General features: G+C 73.3%; 19 protein-coding genes. 11 read left to right on the top strand and 8 right to left on the bottom strand.

Annotated elements, in window-relative coordinates; translation table 11 throughout:
• Window position 1 precedes the first annotated feature (1 nt).
• Genes M8J74_RS16550 through M8J74_RS16560 form a run of 3 tightly spaced genes read right to left on the bottom strand, consistent with a single transcriptional unit; the run spans window position 2 to window position 3,778 of the window.
• Complete coding sequence (locus M8J74_RS16550) at window positions 2–439, bottom strand: roadblock/LC7 domain-containing protein (RefSeq protein ID WP_249837139.1); 438 nt, start codon at window positions 437–439, stop codon at window positions 2–4.
• Entirely contained in the window at window positions 436–2,949 is a 2,514-nt protein-coding gene (locus M8J74_RS16555) for a sensor histidine kinase (protein WP_249837140.1), read from the bottom strand. The genes M8J74_RS16550 and M8J74_RS16555 overlap by 4 nt, the downstream gene beginning before the upstream one ends.
• 55 nt (window positions 2,950–3,004) lie before the next feature.
• Complete coding sequence (locus M8J74_RS16560; RefSeq protein WP_249837141.1) at window positions 3,005–3,778, bottom strand: MHYT domain-containing protein; 774 nt, start codon at window positions 3,776–3,778, stop codon at window positions 3,005–3,007.
• Window positions 3,779–3,930: 152 nt separating this feature from the next.
• Here M8J74_RS16560 and M8J74_RS16565 point away from each other — a divergent pair, with 152 nt between their 5' ends.
• Window positions 3,931–4,530, top strand: a complete 600-nt coding sequence (locus M8J74_RS16565; RefSeq protein WP_249837142.1) for a class I SAM-dependent methyltransferase — start codon at window positions 3,931–3,933, stop codon at window positions 4,528–4,530.
• Window positions 4,531–4,536: 6 nt separating this feature from the next.
• Here M8J74_RS16565 and M8J74_RS16570 read toward each other — a convergent pair whose 3' ends face one another.
• Entirely contained in the window at window positions 4,537–5,433 is an 897-nt protein-coding gene (locus M8J74_RS16570) for an oxygenase MpaB family protein (protein WP_249837143.1), read from the bottom strand.
• A gap of 99 nt (window positions 5,434–5,532) precedes the next feature.
• Between M8J74_RS16570 and M8J74_RS16575 the strand changes: the two genes are divergently transcribed.
• The 3 genes from M8J74_RS16575 (at window position 5,533) to M8J74_RS16585 (ending at window position 8,500) form a co-directional block, all read left to right on the top strand.
• Window positions 5,533–5,829 carry a hypothetical protein gene (locus M8J74_RS16575; RefSeq protein WP_249837144.1) on the top strand — a complete coding sequence of 99 codons (297 nt, stop codon included), beginning with the start codon at window positions 5,533–5,535 and terminating at the stop codon, window positions 5,827–5,829.
• A gap of 135 nt (window positions 5,830–5,964) precedes the next feature.
• Window positions 5,965–6,849, top strand: coding sequence for a hypothetical protein (locus tag M8J74_RS16580; protein ID WP_249837145.1), 885 nt, complete (start codon window positions 5,965–5,967; stop codon window positions 6,847–6,849).
• Between the two features lie 259 nt (window positions 6,850–7,108).
• The gene (locus tag M8J74_RS16585; protein WP_249837146.1) at window positions 7,109–8,500 is read left to right on the top strand and encodes a tannase/feruloyl esterase family alpha/beta hydrolase; all 1,392 of its coding nucleotides are present in this window, start codon (window positions 7,109–7,111) and stop codon (window positions 8,498–8,500) included.
• 4 nt (window positions 8,501–8,504) lie between these two features.
• Here the strand turns inward: M8J74_RS16585 and M8J74_RS16590 are convergent, their stop codons facing one another.
• Both M8J74_RS16590 and M8J74_RS16595 read right to left on the bottom strand, forming a co-directional pair.
• Complete coding sequence (locus M8J74_RS16590) at window positions 8,505–8,687, bottom strand: tail-anchor membrane protein (protein WP_058928543.1); 183 nt, start codon at window positions 8,685–8,687, stop codon at window positions 8,505–8,507.
• A 126-nt stretch (window positions 8,688–8,813) separates the two neighbouring features.
• Entirely contained in the window at window positions 8,814–9,875 is a 1,062-nt protein-coding gene (locus M8J74_RS16595) for a fatty acid desaturase family protein (protein WP_249837147.1), read from the bottom strand.
• A gap of 207 nt (window positions 9,876–10,082) precedes the next feature.
• On the opposite strand from M8J74_RS16595, the gene M8J74_RS16600 reads away from it, so the two are divergent.
• Together M8J74_RS16600 and M8J74_RS16605 are read left to right on the top strand one after the other, a co-directional pair.
• The gene (locus M8J74_RS16600; RefSeq protein WP_249837148.1) at window positions 10,083–12,983 is read left to right on the top strand and encodes an SCO1167/SCO6262 family helicase; all 2,901 of its coding nucleotides are present in this window, start codon (window positions 10,083–10,085) and stop codon (window positions 12,981–12,983) included.
• Window positions 12,980–14,245: an SWIM zinc finger family protein gene (locus M8J74_RS16605; RefSeq protein WP_249837149.1), complete on the top strand. Its 1,266-nt coding sequence runs from the start codon at window positions 12,980–12,982 to the stop codon at window positions 14,243–14,245. Before M8J74_RS16600 ends, M8J74_RS16605 begins: the two co-directional genes overlap by 4 nt.
• A 53-nt stretch (window positions 14,246–14,298) precedes the next feature.
• On the opposite strand, the gene M8J74_RS16610 is transcribed toward M8J74_RS16605, so the two are convergent.
• Together M8J74_RS16610 and xylA are read right to left on the bottom strand one after the other, a co-directional pair.
• Window positions 14,299–14,544 (bottom strand): hypothetical protein, encoded by a 246-nt coding sequence (locus M8J74_RS16610; RefSeq protein WP_249837150.1) that lies wholly within the window; start codon window positions 14,542–14,544, stop codon window positions 14,299–14,301.
• A 309-nt stretch (window positions 14,545–14,853) separates the two neighbouring features.
• On the bottom strand, window positions 14,854–16,020 hold the full coding sequence (xylA, locus tag M8J74_RS16615) for a xylose isomerase (RefSeq protein ID WP_249837151.1): 1,167 nt from the start codon (window positions 16,018–16,020) through the stop codon (window positions 14,854–14,856).
• A 153-nt stretch (window positions 16,021–16,173) separates the two neighbouring features.
• Between xylA and xylB the strand changes: the two genes are divergently transcribed.
• The 5 genes from xylB to M8J74_RS16635 all read left to right on the top strand — a co-directional run bounded on the left by xylB (window position 16,174) and on the right by M8J74_RS16635 (window position 21,777).
• Window positions 16,174–17,616, top strand: a complete 1,443-nt coding sequence (xylB, locus tag M8J74_RS16620; protein ID WP_249837152.1) for a xylulokinase — start codon at window positions 16,174–16,176, stop codon at window positions 17,614–17,616.
• Window positions 17,617–17,626: 10 nt separating this feature from the next.
• Window positions 17,627–18,835, top strand: a complete 1,209-nt coding sequence (locus tag M8J74_RS16625; protein ID WP_249837153.1) for an ROK family transcriptional regulator — start codon at window positions 17,627–17,629, stop codon at window positions 18,833–18,835.
• Window positions 18,832–18,957, top strand: coding sequence for a hypothetical protein (locus tag M8J74_RS44530; RefSeq protein WP_283948235.1), 126 nt, complete (start codon window positions 18,832–18,834; stop codon window positions 18,955–18,957). Before M8J74_RS16625 ends, M8J74_RS44530 begins: the two co-directional genes overlap by 4 nt.
• A 298-nt stretch (window positions 18,958–19,255) precedes the next feature.
• Complete coding sequence (locus M8J74_RS16630; protein ID WP_249837154.1) at window positions 19,256–20,767, top strand: APC family permease; 1,512 nt, start codon at window positions 19,256–19,258, stop codon at window positions 20,765–20,767.
• Window positions 20,764–21,777 (top strand): acetamidase/formamidase family protein, encoded by a 1,014-nt coding sequence (locus tag M8J74_RS16635; protein ID WP_249837155.1) that lies wholly within the window; start codon window positions 20,764–20,766, stop codon window positions 21,775–21,777. Before M8J74_RS16630 ends, M8J74_RS16635 begins: the two co-directional genes overlap by 4 nt.
• Window positions 21,778–21,802: the final 25 nt, after the last annotated feature.

Below are 21,802 nucleotides of genomic sequence, written 5' to 3' on the forward strand. Positions count from 1 at the left end.
CTCATCCTGCGGCGGGCGGCCGCGCGCCGGCGCGCGGCGGGGTGTACAGGTGCTCGCCGACGCGTTTGACCAGGCGTGCCATCTCGTAGGCGACCAGGCCGATGTCGGCGGTCACGGCGGTCAGCACGGTCAGGCAGGAGCCGTCGCCCGCGGCGGCCACGAACAGGAAGGCGTCGTCCATCTCCACCATGGTCTGGCGCACGCCGCCGGCCCCGAAGTGCCGGCCCGCACCCTTGGCCAGGCTGTGGAAGCCGGAGGCGACGGCGGCGAGGTGTTCCGCGTCCTCACGGCGCAGATCGGTGGACGCGCCCACGGCGAGGCCGTCGTTGGACAGCACCACGGCGTGCCGCACCTCGGCCACGCGCAGCACCAAGTCGTCCAGCAGCCAGTCGAGTTCGCCGCTCCGCTGGGCGGCTCTGGTGCTCGGGTCCTGGATCATGCGCGATCTCCTTCGTTGCTGTCGCTGCCCGCTGTGAAATCTGGGCCGGCACCGCGGCCCGGTTGCCTTCCGCCGCCGCGCGCCCAGCCGTCGCGGTAGGCCGCCATGCGTGCGCGTACGACCTCCGGGGTGCGCTGTTCGTCCGCGAGGGCGCCGGAGGGGCGCCGTTCCGGTTCCTCGCCGCGGTGCCCGCGCAGCTGAGGGGCGAGGCTCGCCTGACGCACCCGGCGGGGCAGGTCGTCCGATGCTTCGACGTCGTCCTCGGAACGGTGCGGGCGCAAGGTGGTCACTCCAGGGGGTGGGGGGTCGGACGCCGGTTCCGCCGCGGCCGGTGCCGACAGTGCCGGCCGCTCGGCGAGGGCGTGCACGGACTCCTTGGGCAAGGTGGCGCCGGGCACGCGCGCGTACTCGCGTGCCACCGGCCGCCGCGGGCCGGCCACCTCGCCGGGGGAACGTTTTGCCGCTTCGGTGTGCAGGAGTGCGGTCGGCAGCAGGACGACGGCGGTCGTACCGCCGTAGGGCGAGGTGCTCAGTTGCACCTTGACGCCGTGGCGGGCCGCGAGCCTGCTGACCACGAAGAGGCCGAGGCGGTCGCTGTCGAAGAGGTCGAGCGTCTCGGACTGGGCGATGCGCCCGTTGGCCTCGGCCAGGGTCTCCTTGCCCATGCCCAGGCCGCGGTCCTCGACCTCCAGGGCGTAGCCGTTGCCGACGGGTTCTCCCGTGATGCGCACGCGCGTGTGCGGTGGGGAGAACTGGGCGGCGTTCTCGACGAGTTCGGCCAGCAGGTGGGTGAGGTCGGCGACGGCCGTGCCCACCACGGACGCCTCGGGGAGCTGCCGTACCTCCACGCGCGCGTAGTCCTCGACCTCGGAGACGGCCGCGCGCACCACGTCCGTCAGCGACACCGGCGTGCGCCAGGCCCGGCCGGGCGCCGCGCCGGAGAGGATGATCAGGCTCTCGGCGTGCCGCCGCATCCTGGTGGTGAGGTGGTCGAGGCGGAAGAGGTCGCTGAGTTCGTTCGGGTCGTCGGAGCGGCGTTCCATGCTGTCGAGCAGGGTCAGCTGGCGGTGGACGAGGACCTGGCTGCGGCGGGCGAGGTTGACGAAGACGCCCGAGATGCCGCTGGCGAGTTCGGCGCGCTCGACGGCGGCCCGCAGTGCGGCGCGGTGCACGATGCCGAGGGCCTCGGCGACCTGTCCGGCCTCGTCCTCGGCGGGCGGTCCGGGCGGGGCCTCGGACCGGATGTCGATCTCCTCGCCGGCGCGCAGCTTCCGCATCGCCTCGGGGAGGCCGCGCCGGGCGATCTCCAGGGCGCTGTCGCGCAGGCTCACCAGCTCGACGACGAGGCCGCGGCCGATGCGCACGGAGATGACGAGGGAGGCGGCGACGGCGGCGAGGCCGAGGAGGACGGCGGCGCCGGCCGGGGTGAGCAGGCCGCGGGTGAACGGATCGGCCCGGCCGGCGACCTCGCGTCCGGCGCCGGACTCGATGGCTCGCATGCCGGCCTGCACGCGTGCGTGTGCGGTGTTCCAGGTGTCCTGCGACGCGGTGGCCCTCAGCGGGCCGGGGGTGCCGGCCAGGACGTGATCCTCGGCGGCGTTGACGGCCCGGTAGGCGCTGCTGCGGGCGAGGGTGTGCCAGGTGTCGCGGTCGGTGCCGTTCAGGTCGGCGACGGCGATCGCGGTGAGGGTCCTGCGGGTGTCCACCGCTCCGGTGAACAGCCGCAGTCCCGGCTCGCTGAGACCGTCGGCGCGGTGCGCGCCGGCCAGTATCGCGTCCTCCTGGGCGAGGGCTTCGCCCGCGCGGGAGAACTCGAGCAGTACGCGCGCGTCGGTGCCGAGGTCGGCGTATCGGATGCCGCCGAGCGCGCCGTCCACCGCGAACGCGGTGGCGATGGTCCGCGTGTAACCCCCGTACGCCCGCGTCCAGTCGGTGCGGTGGTCCAGTACGGCGCTGCGCAGGGTGTTCAGTTCTCCGGCGCCGGTGACGAAGGCCTTGAGCCGCCTGGACACGTCCGCGGGGAGTTCCGTGCCGTCGGCGACGGTGCTGTCGTCGCCGAGCCGCAGCCGGGCCACGGCCCGGTCGGTGCGGTCCGCGAGCTGTTTGTAGTCGTCCCTGTGCCGGGGCGAGGGGTCGGTGGCGCAGCGCACGGCGGCGGTGCGTTCGGCCTGCAGGGCGGCGACGGCCTCGGCGACGGGCGTGCGGATCTCCTCGTCGACGCGCTGCAACTGCCGCAGCCCGGAGACGTCCTGGGCGGTGGTGACGGTGGCGTAGGCCCACAGGGCCAGCAGCGAGACGACCGGCACCATCAGCAGGCAGACGACCCTGGCCCGGATGGTGCGCGGGTGTATGCGGCGCCGCGTCGCGCGCGGGGGCTGCTCGCCCGCCGTGCCGTCGTACTCCTGCTCGCGCTCGTCGGCCGGGGGTCCGGCGTGGGCGCGCCGACCGCGCGGGAGAGACCCGGGGGGCGTCTCGGCGCCGCTGGTGGACGTCCTACGGGGTGTGCGCATGGACTCCTCGCTCGGGAGTGGTTCGGGATGCGTGCCGTCGCGGCCGGAGCCGCGCCTACGGGACGGCGCTCTCGACCGGCCGCTGGGTCGAGGCGGCCTCCTCGCGCTTTCCGGTCGTCGGCGACAGCGCGACGAAGGCCGAGGTCAGGAACAGGTAGGACCCGAGGCCGACGGCGAGGGGGAAGATGAACTGCATCGCCGTGGCCCCGGGCAGGGCCCGGCCGGAGGGCACGACGTGGACCCGCACCGCGAACATCGCGGTGTAGTGCATGCTCGTGACCGCGGCGGCCATGATCAGCGAGGCGACGGCGACGGCCACCGGTGACTTGATGTTGAGGCCAGCCCACAGGGCCGCCGTGGCCGCGACCACGGCGATCACCACGGAGAGCGCGACGAGGGGCGGGTCGTAGCCGACGCGGCCGTGCAGCCGTACCGCGGCCATGCCCAGGTAGTGCATGCTCGCCACGCCGACGCCGGTGGCGAGTCCGCCCAGGAGCAGCGCCCGGGTGCGGTCCTTGCTGTAGCCGACGGCGAAGACTCCGCCGCAGACGACGAGCATGGCGACGAGCAGGCTCAGGAGCGTCAGCGGCACGTCGTAGCGGATGTCGGTACCGCTGACGCCGAAGCCGAGCATGGCGACGAAGTGCATGGTCCAGATGCCCGTGCCGATGGCGGAGGCGGCGGTGAGGAGCCAGTTGCGACGCGAGCGTCCGGTGGCGCCGAGAGCGCGGACCGTGCAGCGCAGCCCGAGGGCGGCGCCCGTGCAGGCCATCACGTACGACAGTACGGGGGTCAGCCAGCCGAAGGTGGCATGGTCCAGGTGTCCCATGGCCCCGGGACGCTAGCGGGAGCGCAGGCGCACGAAGGGGGCCCATTTCGAAAGGTGCTGCAATGTGACGCAGCGGTGCGCCTGAAAGACCGCGTCCCGCCCGAACATGCGCACCAGGGCGTCATCCGTGTCGGCGAGGGATCATGCGGAACATGAGCGACGACCACACACACGTGCAGGAGTTCTTCGGCGCCCGCGCCGCCGACTGGGACAGCCGGTTCCCCGACGACGGTCCCTCCTACGCCTCCGCGGTCGCCGACCTCGGCCTGCGCGAAGGCGACCGGGTGCTCGACGCCGGCTGCGGCACCGGGCGGACCCTGACGCCCCTGCGTGCCGCCGTGGGGGCCACGGGAGTGGCCGTGGGAGTCGATCTGACCCCGGCCATGCTCCAGGCCGCCGTACGGGCGGGCAGGGACCGTGACGGGCGGCTGCTGCTGGCCGACGTGGCCGCGCTGCCGCTGCGGTCGGAGTCCCTGGACGCGGTGTTCGCCGCCGGCCTGATCGCGCATCTGCCCCGGCCGACTGAGAACCTGCGGGAGTTGGCGCGTGTCGTCCGTCCCGGCGGGACGCTCGCCCTGTTCCACCCCATCGGCCGGGCGGCGCTCGCCGCCCGCCAGGGCCGCACGATCACTCCGGACGATCTGCGCGCGGAGCCCAACCTGCGGCCGCTGCTGGCCGGTTCGGGCTGGCGGATGACGTCGTACGCCGACGAGGACAGCCGTTTCCTCGCGCTTGCCGTGCGGGAGGGGTAGACCGGCTCATTCGCCGGCGGTCACGTCCAGGTGCCGCACGGGGCAGCCCCGCACACCCGGAACCGGCCAGGTGCCCAGCCGTTCCAGGCGGTAGCCGTCGGGGTAGCCCTTGACCTCCCGGTTCTGTCGCGCGTGGTGCGCTGTCCGCCGCGGCGGCATCAGGCGGACGAACCGTCCACGCGCGCGTACCCCGCGGCGCACCAACGCGCGCGTGGCGGGGCCCGGCGGCGCGTAGCGGAAAGCCCGCAGGAGGCGGTCGTCGAGCAGCGCGAGAGTCGAGGTGCGCAGCAGGGGGGCCAGCGGGCGCGGATACCAGGAGGCCATCAGGTCGAGCGTGGCGTCGGAGACGCGGCGTGCGCCCGCGTCCCACGCGAAGTGGGCCTCCTCATAGGCGTCGAGAAGCGCTTCGAACTCCTCGTAGGACCCGGGGATGTCCTGGATGCCCATGTGGCGGCCGAGGGTGCGGTAGTGCTCGGCCGTGGCGACGATCTCGTGCCGTGACAGCCTGCGCCAGCCGTAGGCGTCGATCCACCGCTTGGGCATCACCACGAACGTGCACAGGACGTAGCGCATGTCCTCGTTGGTGATCTCGTAGCTGCGGTGCATCTGGTTGATCCGGCGGACCGCCGTGCGGCCCTCCGCGCTGCGGAAGCCGTGCTCCACGATGGCGTCGAGAAGCAGCGTGGTGTCGTCGTACCGTTTCTGCGCGCGCCCGGTGAGCTCCGCGGTCTCGGCGAGCAACCGTCCGATGGAGGGCACCGCGTAGGTCCGGTAGAGGGCCAGTTCGAGCGCGCGGGTGTAGTCCCACGGGAATTCGTAGGCCGAGCTGAGGCGGTAGATCTCGGACGCGTCCCGGTAGGGGTCCAGCCGCCGGATCTCCTCGAGCCGTGTGAAGCGCTTCACCGCGTCCTCCCCCTTCTGCCGCCGCGACTGCAACTCTACGTTGAGTAGCAGGAGATGGACGATGGGTCAGGGCAACGACGCAGGGGGAAGGCGATCAGCATGTGGGGCAGGCTGCGCAAGTCCGGTGCCAGATTCCTCACCGCCGCGCGCGGAGGGATGAGCGACGGCCGGGATAAACGTACACACAATCTTTTCGAAGCCGCTGCCGCGTACGTCTCGGCGTGCGCGGAGGACGACCAGGAGCGGATCGACGAGGCGGCGGGCTGGGTGTCGCCGGAAGCGCTGTCCTTCGGGGTCAACGAGCTGGCCTGCCGGGCGCTGATCGCGCTGGCCCGGGAGCGGGACGAGTCACCGCGGGCCGTGGCGCGCACCCTCCTCGGGCTTCCGGCGGTCTGACACACGCGGGGACCGGAGGTCGATTCGCCCCGTCCACCCGGAAAACTGCAGCTCCGGGTGCGCTTGTGCGTCGTGACAAGCGCCTTCCGCGCGCATTAGGGTGCGCGCCGTTGGACGAACGATGGGGAGGCTGGGATGGCCGGGACGGACGAAGGCGCCGTCGCCGCCGCGGACGACGCGCTCTATGTGCTCACGGCGGTGCTGTTGACGCCGGCGAAGTTTCCGAGCGTGCTGGGCGACGACTATCCGGAGGCCTGCGCGGCGCTCGGCCTCGCGCCGCTCGCCGACGGATACGGCCTGGTGATCGGCCAGGACGGGGACGGCGCCCGGTGGACCGTCGTCGTCGACGACGTCTCGCTGGTCGCCGTCGCCATCGCGTCGTGGGACTGCGGCATGGAGTACGACCTGTCGCCCGACGAGCGTTCGGTCGTGGCCGCTCTGCCGGGCTGGCCGCTCGCGGTCGCCGTCGCGGCCCCGGGTGTGCCCGAGCCGCACGACCCCGATCCCGAGGTCGCGGAGCGTGCCCCGCTGGCGCCGCCGGACACGACCACCTGGGGTCCGGCCCAGCGGCGGCTGGGCGCCGACGAGATCGCCCTGCAGTGGGCCCTGTGGCGGGAGCAGATCGACGACGGGTCCTTCGCGAACACGGACGGCGCCCCGGCGGCCGACGAGGGCTCGCAGGACGCGGCGGAGGCCGGTGAGGCCGATCGGGGCGAGTCGGGTGCCGAGGGCCGGCCGGCGAGGCCTCCGGGCCACGACGGGATCCGGCGTGTGCTCGCCGAGGCCCGCGCCTACGTCGACTCGCCGCCACCGCTCGGCCGGGTCCGTTCGTCGTTCGCCCCGGGCGACGCGCGCACCCTGCGCGCCGACGGTCCCGGCTGGTCGCTGGTGGCGAGGACCGACGACATCGCGTTCGTGCTGCTCGACGCGGAGCCCGGCGAGGTGCTGCCGGTGGGCCGGGGGCCGGAGCTGCCGGGGCTGCTGGAGGCCCTGGACAAGATGGCCGTGCGCCCGAGCTGAGCAGGCGAGACGACGAGAGTGCCGATCCTCTCCCACGGGCAGGCGCGGCAGTTGCCGTGACTCGGCGGTTCCGTGGCGCTCCCCTGATACGCAGGGCGGGTGGTAGCTCCCGCCGCCTGTGCTGATTCCCCATACGACGACCTCATTCCATGGGGTCCCGACCCATGGATGCCCTGAACGCCGAGCCGCACCATGAGGCAGCTCTCGGCGCCCGTCCCCTCGGGCGCCGTCACCCCAGCGCTGCCTCAGGAGGCCCGTCATGCGTCCCATCCGCGGTGTCCCGCTCGCTGTCGCCACGTTGCTCGCGGCGGCCCTGGCCTGGCCGGCCCACGCGTCGGCCGCGGCGGCGGGCGGGGAGCACTGCGCCCGTCAGGACCGCGTGCGCGTACCCGGCGCGGCCCTGCAGCTCGGCGCCTGTCTGCCCGACCTGACCACGACCGGGCTGGCCGGAACGCCGTACACCGACTCGGCCGACCAGGCGGGACTCACCGCCGCCGGAACCCGCACTCCGTCGGGCGTGCCTGGGCTGCAGATCGACGGGTACTTCCCGGACTCGTCCCACTTCAACACCACCCACGGCTGGGCGCACGACGCGCAGTTCGTGATCCGGCTCCCCGACCGCTGGAACGGCGGCCTGGTCGTCACCGGCGCACCCGGCACCCGTAAGCAGTACGCGACGGACAAGGCGATCTCCGACCAGGTCCTGTCCGAGGGCTACGCCTACGCGGCGACCGACAAGGGCAACAGCGGCGCGGACTTCTACCGGGACGGAACGCGCCCCGGTGACGCGATCGCCGAATGGAACGCGCGCACCACCCAGCTGACCCGGGCGGCCAGGCGCGCGGTGGCCCAGCGGTACGGTCACGCCCCGCGCCGCACCTACATGACCGGCATCTCCAACGGCGGTTACCTGACCCGGTGGCAGCTCGAGAACCATCCGGAGCTGTACGACGGCGGCGTGGACTGGGAGGGCGCCCTGTGGACCCCGGACGGGCCCAACCTGCTCACCTCCCTGCCCACGGCGGTGGCCCGGACGCTGGGTTCGGCACGCGACGAGGACATGTACGCGGTCGGTTTCGCGCGCGGCTCGGAATTCCTGTGGCCGTACCACGAGAAGGCCTACTGGGGGGTCACGCAGAAGATCTACCGCGCAGAGTTCGATCCCGGTTACGACCCCGACTGCCCCGGTGCGTCCGCCGGAAGCACGGCGGACCGGATCCTGGCGCCGTGCCCCGCCGATGCCACGTACGACTACGCCGCACGACCCGCCGCCGTGCACCGGGCGGTAGCGCGCGTGTCGCTCACCGGCCGGATCGGCAGACCGCTGATCACGCTGCACGGCGACCTGGACGCCCTGCTGCCGAAGGCGGCCGACTCGGACGTGTACGCGCGCATGGTCGACGCGAGCGGACGCGGCCCGCTGCACCGCTACTACACGATCCAGGGCGGCACGCACGTGGACGGCCTGTACGACACGTTTCCGGATCGGCTGCGACCCATCCTGCCCTGCTACCGGTCGGCCTTCGACTCGCTGGTCTCCTGGGTGGAGAAGGGCACCCGGCCGCCCGCCGACCACACCGTCGCACGGCCCTCGGGCGGCGATGTGGTCGACTCGTGCGCGCTCGGCGATCCGGGCGCTTCGTCGCGATAGCGCCTCAGCGGCCCAGTTCCTTGCGGCTGATGCGACGCAGCCTGCGCCGCTGTGACGGGTCAAGCGTCAGGTACGCGGCCGTCGGGACTCCGATGACTATCAGGACCACCGCCCAGAAGGGCAGCCAGATCCACAGGAAGAGCCCGAGCGCCACACCTCCTATGGCGATCTTCGCGTTCTTCGACATGTGCGTCGCCTCCTTCGCGGCCACTGCCGCTCTCTGTCCTGAGAACGGGCCCGCGCTCCCCGCGGTTCCGGGTCGCGACCCTGAGACGACCCTGAGTCCTGACCCCGACCCGTCCCCGAGAGCCCTTCACGACCGTGCCGGCCTCAGGGGCTCCCCCACCTCGTGCAGGTGGAGCAGGGCCTGCCGGTAGGAGTCGACGAGCCCGGTCTCCACGTAGGGGATACCCAACTCCTCGCAGTGCGCGCGCACCAGAGGCCGGGCGAGTCGCAGATGCGGACGGGGCATGCTGGGAAAGAGGTGGTGCTCGATCTGGTAGTTGAGGCCCCCGAGGAACCAGTCGGTCAGCGCTCCGCCGCGGATGTTGCGCGAGGTGAGGACCTGCCGGCGCAGATGACCCCACCGCTCACCGGTGGGGTCGGGCATCTCCATGCCCTTGTGGTTCGGGGCGAAGGCCAGTCCCAGGTGCAGACCGAACAGCGCTTGGTGGAGGGCGGCGAAGGCCAGCGCCTTGCCGGGCGACAGCGAGGTGAGCAGCAGCGTCGCGTACGCGGCGACGTGCGCCACCAGGAGGCCGCCCTCGACCGCACGCTCCCGGAGGGGCTGCCGGCGCAGGTCCCTGAAGCCGTGGACCTTCAGGGCGACGCCTTCGAGAAGGGTGAGCGGGAAGAAGAGCCAGGCCTGGTTGCGGGTGAGCCACCGGCGGAAGCCCGAACGGTGTGCCGCCTGCGCGGCGGTGAAGACCAGGACGTCGGCGACGACGTCGGGGTCCTTGTCGATGTGGTTGGGGTTGGCGTGGTGGCGGTTGTGCTTGTCGTTCCACCAGGCGTAGCTCATCCCCAGGAGGAGGTTGCCGTGGATCAGGCCGATGGCGCGGGCGCGGGTCCTGTCGCCGGTGATCTGGGAGTGTCCGGCGTCGTGGCCTATGAACGCGGTGCGGGCGGAGAGGACCGCCAGCGGCGGGGCCAGGAGGAGGGACCACCAGGAGTCGCCGGTGAGAGCGACACCGGTGACCACTCCGGCGAGGGCGAGCGCGTTGACGGCGATGCCGAGCGTGTACCAGGTGCGGCGCCGCTCCAGGAGGCCCTGGCCCTTCACCGTGCGCAGCAGGGGCGCGAACTCGCTCGCGGAGGGCGGTGCGGCGCGCGCGTGGGGGATCGGGTCGACGACGGCTGTGACGGGCTCGGGCATGTCCGGTCTCCGGCTTTATGGGCAACGGTCTGACCTGGAGAAACGTACGGAACGGCGACGCTTCGCGACCATGGCGCCACCACCCGGGTGTGCCCTGGTGTCAGCCCGTGGCACACAGGGGGGTTGACAGCACCCATGAGGTGAGGAATTCCCTCGCCCCCGATCGCGGCGGATCTCCTGCCGGATTGCTGTACTCTCGACCTCCCCATGTCGGTAGTCAAATTTGAGGAGTGCGGTACAGCCGTGCGGAGGACCCCTCTGGCCACACCGTCCGAAACTCATGAACTGACCCTGTGCAGCGCTGTCTTCCTGCCCGGTGGCCCCGCCCGTGACGGCGCCGTCGCCTTCTGGCGGCCCGACGGCGCCGCCCCTCCGTCCCCCGCCGCCGGACACGTCCGGGAGGTGGGCCTCGTCCTGCCTGGCGAGCACGGTCTCGACCGGGTCGACGTGCCCGCCGCCGTGCTGCCGGTGCGGGCGGCACTGCCGGTCCTCACGCGCGCGCGTGGCGATGCGCACGGGCCCCGGGCGACCGTGTTCTGGGGCGCCGCGGGCATGCTCGCCCTGCACCTGGTGGCTCGCGGGCTGCTGCTGCCCGGTCTGTCGCCCGGCGACCACGACGCCTGGCGTGTCGGTCCGCTGTCCCCGGAGGACGCCGAGCGTGTGCGCCGACTGGCCGCCGCGATGCCGCCGGAGGCACACGCCACACCGCTGAGCGGCACCGGGCCCTGGCGCCTCCCGGACCCGGAACGGCTGCTGCGCGCCTTCCTGGACGCGGTCGCCGACACCTTGCCCCGCTCCCCCGCGGCACCGCTGGTGACCGGCGGCCCCGCCTACGCGGCCCGCGAAGCCCGGCGCATGCCGGAGCTGCGCGACTGGGCCGCCGACGTCGCCTCCGGCCACGACGCCGGTGTCCGGCTGTCGTTGCGGATCGAGGTGACCGGGCTCGCGGAACCCGCCGTGGACGACGCGGCTGTCACGTTCCGGGCGGTGCCGCAGGTGCACGGGGTGAACGATCCGGGGCTCGTCGCGGATGCCGCCGACATGTGGGACGCCGCCGCCGACACCGCCCCGGGATTCGGTCCCCGCGCGCGCCTGGACACCTTGGTGGCGCTGCGCCGGGCGGCCCGGGCCTGGCCGCCGCTCACCCCGCTGCTGTCGGAGAGCGTGCCGGAGGCGGTCGAGCTCGCCGACGAGGAGATCACCGACCTCCTCTCCGAGGGAGCGCGGGCGCTCGCCGCCGCCGGTGTCGACGTGCACTGGCCGAAGGAGCCGGCCCGCGGGCTGACCGTCGGCGCGGTGATCGGTCCGCCGGACGACGAGACGACGGCCCGCCGGGACGAGTACGACGCGCCGCCGTCGCTGTCCGCCGACGCGCTGCTCGCCTTCGACTGGCGCTTCGCACTGGGCGACCGGCGGCTGACGAGGCAGGAGCTGGACCTGCTCGCCGAGGCCAAGCGCCCCGTCGTGCGCCTGCACGACCAGTGGGTCCTGGTCGACCCCCGGGAGGTCCGGCGGGCCCGCGCGCGACAGGATCACCGGATCACGCCCGTCGACGCCCTCCGAGCCGCCCTGACGGGCTCCACGGAAGTCGACGGCCACCCGGTCGCCGTACACCTCACGGGTCGACTCGAAGCCCTGCGCGAGCGGCTCGCGGATCCCGAGGGCCACAAGACCATCGGACAGCCCGCCGCGCTCGCGGCCACGCTGCGGGACTACCAGGTGCGGGGCCTGAGCTGGCTGGTCCGGATGACCTCGCTCGGTCTGGGCTGCTGTCTCGCCGACGACATGGGGCTCGGCAAGACGATCACGCTCATCGCCCTGCATCTGCACCGGCAGGCCGAGACGCCCACGGCCGGTCCCACCCTCGTGGTGTGTCCGACGTCGCTGATGGGCAACTGGCAGCGGGAGATCGAGCGGTTCGCACCCGGCACGCCCGTGCGCCGTTTCCACGGCCCCGGCCGCGGCCTGCACGGCGTGGGCGACGGAGAGTTCGTGCTGACCACGTACGGCACGCTGCGCCTGGACGCCCGCGCGCTCAGGGAGGTGGCCTGGGGCATGGTCGTCGCGGACGAGGCACAGCACGTGAAGAACCCTTACTCCGCGACCGCGCGACAGCTGCGTTCCATCGGCGCACGCGCACGCGTGGCGCTCACCGGCACCCCGGTGGAGAACAACCTGTCGGAACTGTGGGCGATTCTCGACTGGACGACCCCGGGGCTGCTCGGCCGGCTCGGCACTTTCCGCACCCGCTACGCGCGGGCCGTCGAGGGCGGCGGGGACCCGGCCGCCGCCGAGCGACTCGCGCGGCTGGTACGGCCGTTCCTGCTGCGGCGGCGCAAGGCGGACCCGGGCATCGCGCCGGAGCTGCCGCCGAAGACGGAGACGGATCGCGCCGTGTCGCTCACCGAGGAACAGGCGGCGCTCTACGAGGCGGTGGTGCGCGAGACGCTGGCGGAGATCTCCGCAGCCGACAGCATGGCGCGGCGCGGGCTGATCGTGAAGCTGCTGACGGGGCTGAAGCAGATCTGCAACCATCCGGCGCAGTTCCTGAAGGAGGAGCTGCCGAAGACCGGCGGGCGCTCCGGGAAGCTGGAACTGCTGGACGAACTGCTGGACACCGTCCTCTCCGAGGGGGCGAGCGTTCTGGTCTTCACCCAGTACGTGCGCATGGCACGCCTGCTGGAACGGCATCTGACGGCACGCGGGGTGCCTTCTCAGCTCCTGCACGGCGGCACCTCCGTCGCAGGACGGGAGGCGATGGTGCGGCGGTTCCAGGACGGCGAGGTGCCCGTCTTCCTGCTGTCGTTGAAGGCCGCGGGCACGGGCCTGAACCTCACTCGGGCCGAGCACGTCGTGCATTACGACCGCTGGTGGAACCCGGCCGTCGAGGCCCAGGCCACCGACCGGGCGTACCGGATCGGCCAGCACCGGCACGTCCAGGTGCACCGGCTGATCGCGGAGGGGACCGTCGAGGACCGCATCGCCGCGATGCTGGCCCGCAAGCAGAAGCTCGCCGAAGCGGTGCTGGGCTCCGGCGAGGGGGCTCTCACCGAGCTGACGGATGCCGAACTGATCGATCTGGTGGAGCTGCGAGGGAGCGCACGATGAGCCGGCACGACACGGACACCGAGCGCACGTTCGCGCCGCTGCCGCCCGCGCACGGGCAGGCCTTCGCGCGCACGTGGTGGGGTCGGGCCTGGTTGAAGGCCCTGGAGGACGCGGCACTGGACTCGGCTCAGCTCAAGGCCGGCCGCCGCCTCGCCCGCGCGGGAGCCGTGGGCGCGGTGTCCGTCCGGCCGGGGCGCATCACCGCCGTGGTGCAGGACCGCGACGGCAGCGCGTACCGCGCCGATGTCCTGTTGGCGGAACTCGACGACGACCAGTGGAACCGCCTGCTGGACATGACGGTCGAGCGGGCCGGACACGTCGCGGCCCTTCTGGATCGCGACATGCCGCCGCACCTGGTCGAGGACGCGGCCGCCGCCGGTGTCGACCTGCTGCCGGGCATGGGCGACTTGGAGGCGCGGTGCGACTGCGACGCCTGGGACCACTGCGGGCACACCGCGGCCCTGTGCTACCAGGTGGCACGCCTGCTGGACCAGGCTCCCCTGGCCCTGCTCCTGATGCGAGGACGGGGCGAACGGGCACTGCTGACCGGCCTTCAGGCCCGCAGTGCGTCACCCGCGGCGGAAACGTCCACCGACGAGGGCGTGGACGCCGCGGAGGCGTACGCGGCCGGCGGCATCCTGCCGTCGCTGCCCGCCCCGCCGGACCTGCCCGAGGAACGCGGCACACCGCCCTCGCTCGACACCGGCACCCCGCCGCCGGCGGGCATCGATCCGGGCGCGCTCCGTCATCTGGCGGCGCGGACCGCCGCGGAGGCGCATCGGCTGCTCGCCGAGGCACTGCATGCCGAGCCGGAACCGGAGTGCGCCGTGGAAGAGTTGACGGTCACTCAGGACGCGGTGCGGCTGGCCCTCGGCGCGCCCTCGGAGGCCGTGGCGGACCGGCTGGCCGAGGGCTCCGGACGTGACCGCGAGGGGCTGGCGCTGGCCACGCGCGCGTGGGAGCTCGGCGGCGCGGCCGCGGCGGCGGTGCTGGAGGAGGAGTGGACCGTCTCGGGCGAAAGCCTCACCCGCGCGCGTGCCGCCCTGGAGGGGGCGTGGGACGACGAGGAGCGGCCGTCGTTGCGGGCCGTCGGCAACCGGTGGACGGTCGTGGACGCGCCGGCCCAGTTGCGGCTGGGTCGGGACGGGCGGTGGTGGCCGTATCGCGAGGAGCGCGGGCGCTGGGTGCCCGCCGGCGGGGCGTCCCGGGACCCGGCGACGGCACTGGCCTCACTGGACGCGGCTGGGGAGGAGGAGGGCTGACGGGCGGGGCACCCCTCGATCGGGCCCGCGAGGGGTGCCGTGTCCGACGACGGTCACGGCAGCCGGACGCTGCCCAAGGACGGGATCAGCGACGCGATGCCGCTCGGGATCTCGCTCGGCAGTCGACTGGGCAGCTTCGACGGCAGTTCGCTGGGCAGCTTCGTCGGGAAGCCACGGGACGCCGACGGTGAGCCGCCGGCACCGGTGCCGCCCGGCGACTTCCTGCCCGGTGAGCCGTCGTGCCGAGAGGTGGCCATGAGGACCACGACGGCCACGGCCACGATCGCGGCGACCGCCACCAGCAGGACGGAGAACGGACTTCGCCGCCGTCCTGACCCCGGCGGCGAAGCCGGCTCCTGCGGCGGTCGGGGGCCCGACGGCCGGTCGTCGTAGGAGGGCGGTCCGAAACCGCCGCCCGGAGGCGGCGTGTCGCCCGGTGGTCCGGGCGGGCGAGGCGGTACCGGCGGCGTGGCCATACCGTCCAGAGTCGCCTCGAACCGGACGACGCGCGAGCCCCGCACGGAACTTGGTACGACCCCATTCCGTGGACCGTACGATTCCGGCGCATTCCGTGCGGAGCCCGTTCACCGACACGCGCGTGTGTGTGATCAGCCGCGCGCCCCCAGCAGGTGGTCCATCGCCAGCTGGTCGAGCCGCTCGAAAGCCATCCCGCGCGCGGCGGCCGCCTCGGCGTCGAACTCCTCGAAAGCGCTGCGGTCGGCCAGGAGCGCCTCCAGGCCGTCCGCCGCGGTCTGCTCGGCGAGCTGGTCCAGCCGCGAGGCGCGCAGGGCCTGCTGCACCTCGGGGTCGGCACGGAAGGCGGCGGCGCGCTCCTTGAGGATCAGGTAGTTGCGCATGCAGCCCGCGGCCGACGCCCACACGCCGTCGAGGTCCTCGGTCCGCGGCGGCTTGAAGTCGAAGTGCTTCGGGCCCGCGTAGCCGGCGCTCTCCAGGAGGTCGACCAGCCAGAACGCGGCACGCAGGTCGCCGGCGCCGAAGCGCAGGTCCTGGTCGTACTTGATGCCGGACTGGCCGTTGAGGTCGATGTGGAACAGCTTGCCCGCCCACAGGGCCTGCGCGATGCCGTGCGGGAAGTTCAGCCCGGCCATCTGCTCGTGGCCGACCTCGGGGTTGACGCCGTACATCTCGGGGCGCTCCAGGCGCTCGATGAAGGCGAGGGCGTGGCCGACGGTGGGCAGCAGGATGTCGCCGCGCGGCTCGTTCGGCTTCGGCTCGATCGCGAACTTCAGGTCGTAGCCCTGGGAGACCACGTACTCGCCGAGGAGGTCGAAGGCCTCCTTCATGCGGTCCAGGGCGACCCGTACGTCCTTGGCGGCGCCGGACTCGGCGCCCTCGCGGCCGCCCCAGGCGACGTAGGTCTTCGCGCCCAGCTCGACGGCGAGGTCGATGTTGCGGATGGTCTTGCGCAGGGCGTAGCGACGCACGTCGCGGTCGTTGGCGGTGAACGCGCCGTCCTTGAAGACCGGGTGGGTGAAGAGGTTCGTCGTGGCCATCGGCACGGTCATGCCGGTCGTGTCGAGGGCCTGGCGGAAGCGCTTGATGTGCGACTCGCGCTCGCTGTCGGAGGATCCGAAGGGGATCAGGTCGTCGTCGTGGAAGGTGACGCCGTAGGCGCCGAGCTCGCTCAGGCGCTGCACCGTCTCGACCGGGTCGAGGGCACGCCGCGTGGCGTCGCCGAACGGGTCCCTTCCCTGCCAGCCGACGGTCCACAGGCCGAAGGTGAACCTGTCCTCGGGGGTGGGCTGGTAGCTCATGCCGCGGCTCCTTGCTTCACAGACTGTCGGGCGGACCATGAAGAACTATTTCGTCATGGCCGTTTACAAATTAGTATGCGGACGCAGCCCTGGGAAGAGTCCAGGGGGTCTGTCACAGAACATCCCGCTGAGCCGCGGAAGAGGGAGAGCCCGATGTCAGCAGCCGAGGGACCGCTCGTCGTCGGCGTGGACACGTCCACCCAGTCCACCAAGGCGCTCGTCGTCGACGCGGCCACCGGCCAGGTCGTCGCGAGCGGCCAGGCCCCCCACACGGTCTCCTCCGGGGCCGGCCGCGAGAGCGATCCGCGCCAGTGGTGGGACGCCCTGTGCGAGGCGCTGCGCCAGTGCGGCGACGCGGCGCACGAGGCGGCCGCCGTGTCGATCGGCGGTCAGCAGCACGGCCTGGTCACGCTGGACGAGCGGGGTGAACCGGTGCGCCCCGCTCTGCTGTGGAACGACGTGCGCTCGGCACCGCAGGCCCGGCGTCTGATCGAGGAGCTGGGTGGCCCGAAGGCGTGGGCGGAGCGCACCGGCAGCGTCCCCGGGCCGTCGTTCACGGTCACCAAATGGGCGTGGCTGGCCGAGAACGAGCCGGAGGCGGTCCGCGCCACCCGGGCGGTGCGCCTGCCCCACGACTACCTCACCGAGCGCCTGACGGGACAGGGCACCACCGACCGCGGCGACGCCTCGGGCACGGGCTGGTGGGCGTCCGGGACGGAGGCGTACGACGAGGAGACCCTCGCGCACGTCGGCCTGGACCCCGCCATGCTGCCCCGCGTGGTGCGGCCGGGCGAGGTGGCGGGCACCGTGCGCGACAGCCACGACCTGCCGTTCTCCAAGGGCACCCTGGTCGCGCCGGGCACGGGCGACAACGCGGCCGCCGCGCTGGGCCTGGGGCTGCGGCCCGGCGCCCCCGTGCTCAGCCTCGGCACCTCGGGCACCGTGTACGCCGTCTCCCGGCGCCGCCCGGCCGACCCGACCGGGACCGTGGCGGGCTTCGCCGACGCCCACGGCGACTGGCTGCCGCTGGCCTGCACCCTGAACTGCACCCTCGCCGTCGACCGCGTCGCCGCCCTGCTGGGCCTCGACCGCGAGGCCGTGGAACCCACCGGCCTCACCCTGCTGCCCTACCTGGACGGCGAGCGCACCCCGAACCTGCCCGGCGCGTCGGGGCTGCTGCACGGCCTGCGTCACGACACGACCGCCGGCCAGGTCCTGCAGGCCGCATACGACGGCGCCGTGCACTCCCTGCTCGGCGCGCTCGACCTCGTCCTCGACGCGGACGCGGACCGCTCCGTGCCGCTGCTGCTGATCGGCGGCGGCGCCCGCGGCCGGGCCTGGCAGGAGACCGTACGGCGGCTGTCGGGCCGTGCGGTTCAGGTGCCCGAGGCCAAGGAGCTGGTCGCGCTGGGCGCCGCGGCGCAGGCGGCGGGGCTGCTGACCGGCGAGGACCCGGCCGCGGTCGCCCGGCGCTGGAACACGGCCGCGGGGCCGGTGCTGGATGCCGTGGAGCGGGACGACGAGACGCTGGAAAGGATCGCCGGGGTACTCTCCGACGCGGCCCCGCTGCTGGAGCGGAGCACCGACGACCGCTGAGGACGGGGGCATGACCGCACCGCTGCACGAGGCGCACCCGGCCGGGCCCGGCCGGGCGCTGCCGGACACCCAGCAGGGCATGCGCCGCCGCAACCTGGCCCGGGTGATGCACACCGTCAGCGCCGACGGCCCGCTCTCCCGCGCCACGGTGGCCTCCCGCATCGGGCTGACCCGGGCGGCTGTGTCGAGCCTCGTCGACGAGCTCATACGCTCGGGCCTGCTCGAAGAGCTGGGCCCCGAGCGGCCCGGCCGGGTGGGCCGCCCCGGCTCGGCACTCGCCGTCAGCGCGCACGGCCCCGCCGGCATCGGCGCCGAGGTCGGTGTCGACCATCTCGCGGTGTGCGCGGTCGACCTGCGCGGACAGGTGCGGGCGAAGGCCGTCCGCCACGGTGCGAACCGCGGCCGCTCCCCCGAGCCGGTGATCGCGGAACTCACCGAGCTGGTGCACCGGGTCGTCGCCGAGGCGCAGGGCGAGGGGCTGTGGCCCGCGGGGCTCGCGGTGGCCGTGCCCGGCCTGGTGGCCCGCGACGCCCGCACCGTCGTCCGCGCCCCGAACCTGGAATGGCACGACACCGACCTGGGCGCGCTGCTCCCGCCCGACTGGCCGCTGACCGTCGGCAACGAGGCCAACTTCGGCGCGCTCGCCGAACTCTGGCTCGGCGAGGGCACGCCGCGCGACTTCCTGCACGTGTCCGCGGAGATCGGCATCGGCGCCGCGGTCGTCGTGGCCGGCGGGCTGCTGCGCGGGACCCGTGGGTTCGCCGGCGAGCTGGGACACGTGCCCGTCCGTCCGGAAGGACCCCCCTGCCCGTGCGGCGGCCGGGGATGCCTGGAGCAGTACGCCGGTGAGGAGGCTGTGCTGCGGGCGGCGGGACTGGAACCGGGCGAGGACCGCGTCGGCCTGCTCGCGAACCGGGCCGCCGACGGTGACACCGAGGTACGGCGGGCCCTCCACGACGCCGGTGAGGCACTCGGCATAGCCCTGACGGGGGCGGTCAACCTGCTCGATCCCGAGGGCGTGGTGCTGGGCGGCGCGCTGGCCGGACTCGCGCCGTGGCTGTTGCCGTCGCTGGAGGCCGAGCTGGCCCGGCGCACCGCCGGCCCCGCCTGCCCGGTGACGGTGTCGGGCCTCGGTTCCGAGGGCCCGCTCCTGGGCGCCGCGCACTCGGTGGTCCGGGCGGTCCTCGACGATCCGGCGGCGGTGGCGGAGCGGGGGTGACCCCGATCGCGCCGGGCGGCCGGCGGGCCGTCGGCATCACACGGGCGCCGGAACAAGCCCGCGGTATCGCACAGGCGCTGGCACAGGCCCCCGGCATCGCCCAGGCGCCGGAACACGACTGAACACGACTGAACCCGACCGCGCCTCCAGGCCCCCACCACCGCGCCAGCGGCGGCGGCGGAACGCGGTAGACCGACCGCGCCACCCCGTCCACGGCCCCGAACCACCGCGCCGAGGATGCCGGATTCAGGCCTGCTTCACCCGTTCGAGTGGCCGAGTTATCCACATCCGCGGCGTCGTCCACCGAAGCACGCCATGCCCTTCTGCCCGTCCCGAGTGCGCCGTACCGTGAATCACGCGAGGCGCAGCCGTCGGTGTCGAGGGCGTCGGGCAAGTCGGCGTGGATTGAGGGGGATTCACATGTCGGGGGAATCGGGGGCGGGGCTCAGGCGTGACGCGATCGGACTGCGCGAGGTGCTGTTCCAGAGCATCACGGCCATGGCCCCGGCCGCCGCGGTCGCCGCGTCCATTCCGTCCGGGGCGGCGTTCGCGGGAGGCAGTCTGCCCCTCGCGGTGCTGATCGCGCTGGTGGCGTGTCTGTTCACCGCTTCCTGCGTGGCCGAGTTGGCCCGGGAACTCCCGGCGGCAGGCTCGGTGTCCGTGTACGCGGCGCAGGGGCTGCACCCCGTCGTCGGGTTCCTGGTGGGCTGGGGGTACGTCTTCGTGGAGGCGCTCGTCCCACCCCTGCTGCTTCTTCAGCTCGGCTTCACCACGGCGGGCACGCTGCACCAGGAGTGGTCCTCGTACCCGGCGGACCTGTGGTGGCCGTGGGCCCTCGCCGGCGCAGCGGTCATCACGGCCGCGGGGTACTTCGGTGTGCGTGCCTCGGCACGGTTCGGCACCGTCCTCGGCGTCTTCGAGATCCTCGTGTTCCTCGTCTTCGCCGTCTGGCTGATCGTCAGGGCGGGAAGCCACAACACCCTTTCCGTGTTCGGGACTTCCCACACACCCGAGGGCTATCACGGCGTCAGCGGGGTCTTCGCCGGCTCGGTGTACACGGTGCTGGCCTTCGCCGGGTTCGAGGCAGCGGCTCCCCTGGCCGAGGAGACCCGCGACCCACGGCGGACGATGCATCGAGCGGTCCTTGGCGCCGCGCTGGCGATCGGCCTCTTCTACGTCCTGACGACCTACGCCATGACGGTGTACTTCGGCCCCGAGCGCTTCGCGGGTTTCGGCGTCTCCGGGGACGCGTCGTGGGAAGGAGTGGCCCGCGCGTCGTTCGGGCTGTTCTGGGTCCTGGTCTTCCTCGCGGTGGTCAACTCGGCCGTCGCCAACGCCAACGCGTGTGCCAACGTCTCCACGCGGACCGCCTTCGCCCTGGCTCGCATCCGCGTCCTGCCCCGCCTCTTCGCCGTCCTCCACCCGAGGTACCGCTCCCCCGTCGCCGGAATCGCCGTGCAGAGTGCCGTGGCGGTCGGTGCGGTACTCGGCCTGGGGCTCGGCTACGACCCGGTGACTGCCTTCCTGCTGCTCGCCACGGTGATCGTGACCGTCGTGATCGGCGTGTACATCGTGGTGAACCTCGCCTGCGCGGGCTACTTCCTGCGTCGCGGGCGGGAATCGCTCAAGCCGGTGCGGCATCTGCTGCTGCCCGTGCTGGGCATCGCCGCCTTCGTCCCCGCGCTGCTGACCGCCGCCGGCCTGCCCGTCTTCGACTTCGTCACCGAGCTGACCGCTCCGGTGTCCTACGCCGGACCGATCGTCGGCATATGGATGGCCGCGGGGCTCGTGGTGCTGGTCGTGCTGATGCGGCGCCACCCCGGGCGCATAGCGGAGACCGCCCGTGTCCACCTCGACGAACCCGCCCCCACCGATTCCACAGATCCCGCCGACCCCGCCGATCCCGCGCAGAACGGGGCGACCCACCGATGAGCGACCCCCGCATCCTCACCGTCCGGCCCCAACCGGGCGAGTTCGCCTGGACGTTCGGCGGCGCACCGCCCGTGGCACGCGTCACGCCCGGCACTGTCCTCGACCTGTACACGGAGGACTGCTTCGCCGGGCGGGTGCGGTCCGAGAAGGACCTGGTGTCCGAGGTGTGCGAGTTCCCGTTCCTCAATCCGCAGACCGGACCGTTCCACGTGGAGGGCGCCGAGCCGGGAGACACCGTCGCCGTGCACTTCGTGTCGATCGAACCGGCGCGCGACTGGGCCGCGTCGACCACCGTGCCCCTGTTCGGCGCGCTCACCTCCACCCACGCCACGGCCACGCTGCAGCCGCCACTGCCGGAGACCGTGTGGCTCTGGCAGCTCGACCTCACCCGGCGCACAGCGCTGTTCCGGGCGCACGACAGCGACATCGAGGCCGAACTGCCCCTCGACCCCATGCACGGGACGGTGGGCGTGGCGCCCGCGAACCTGGAGGTCCGCTCCGCGCTGGTGCCCGACGCGCACGGCGGCAACATGGACACGCCGGAGATGCGGGCCGGCGTCACCTGCTATCTCGGCGTGAACGTGGAAGGGGCGCTGCTCAGCCTGGGCGACGGGCACGCCCGGCAGGGCGAGGGCGAGACCTGCGGGGTCGCCGTCGAGTGCGCCATGAACACCGTGGTGATCGTCGAGCTGCTCAAGGGAGTGGCCACGCCTTGGCCGCGCATCGAGTCGGACACGCACATCGTCTCGACCGGCTCGGCCCGCCCGCTCGAGGACGCGTTCCGGATCTCGCAGCTCGATCTGGTGCAGTGGCTGGCGCGGGACTACGGGTTCAGTGAGCTGGACGCGTACCAGTTCGCCACCCAGGCGGTGGAATCACCGCTGGCCAACGTGTGCGACACCAACTACACGTGTGTGGCGAAGATCCGCAAGCAGTGGCTGCCCGAGCGCGAGACTTACCGCGGGATGCACGCCCGGCTTCGCGAGACCGCCGCCGCGCTGCGGCGCTGAGCGGGCCGCGGGCCCACCTCGTCCC

The organism is Streptomyces panaciradicis (assembly GCF_023516615.1).
Taxonomy (GTDB): Bacteria; Actinomycetota; Actinomycetes; order Streptomycetales; family Streptomycetaceae; genus Streptomyces; species Streptomyces panaciradicis.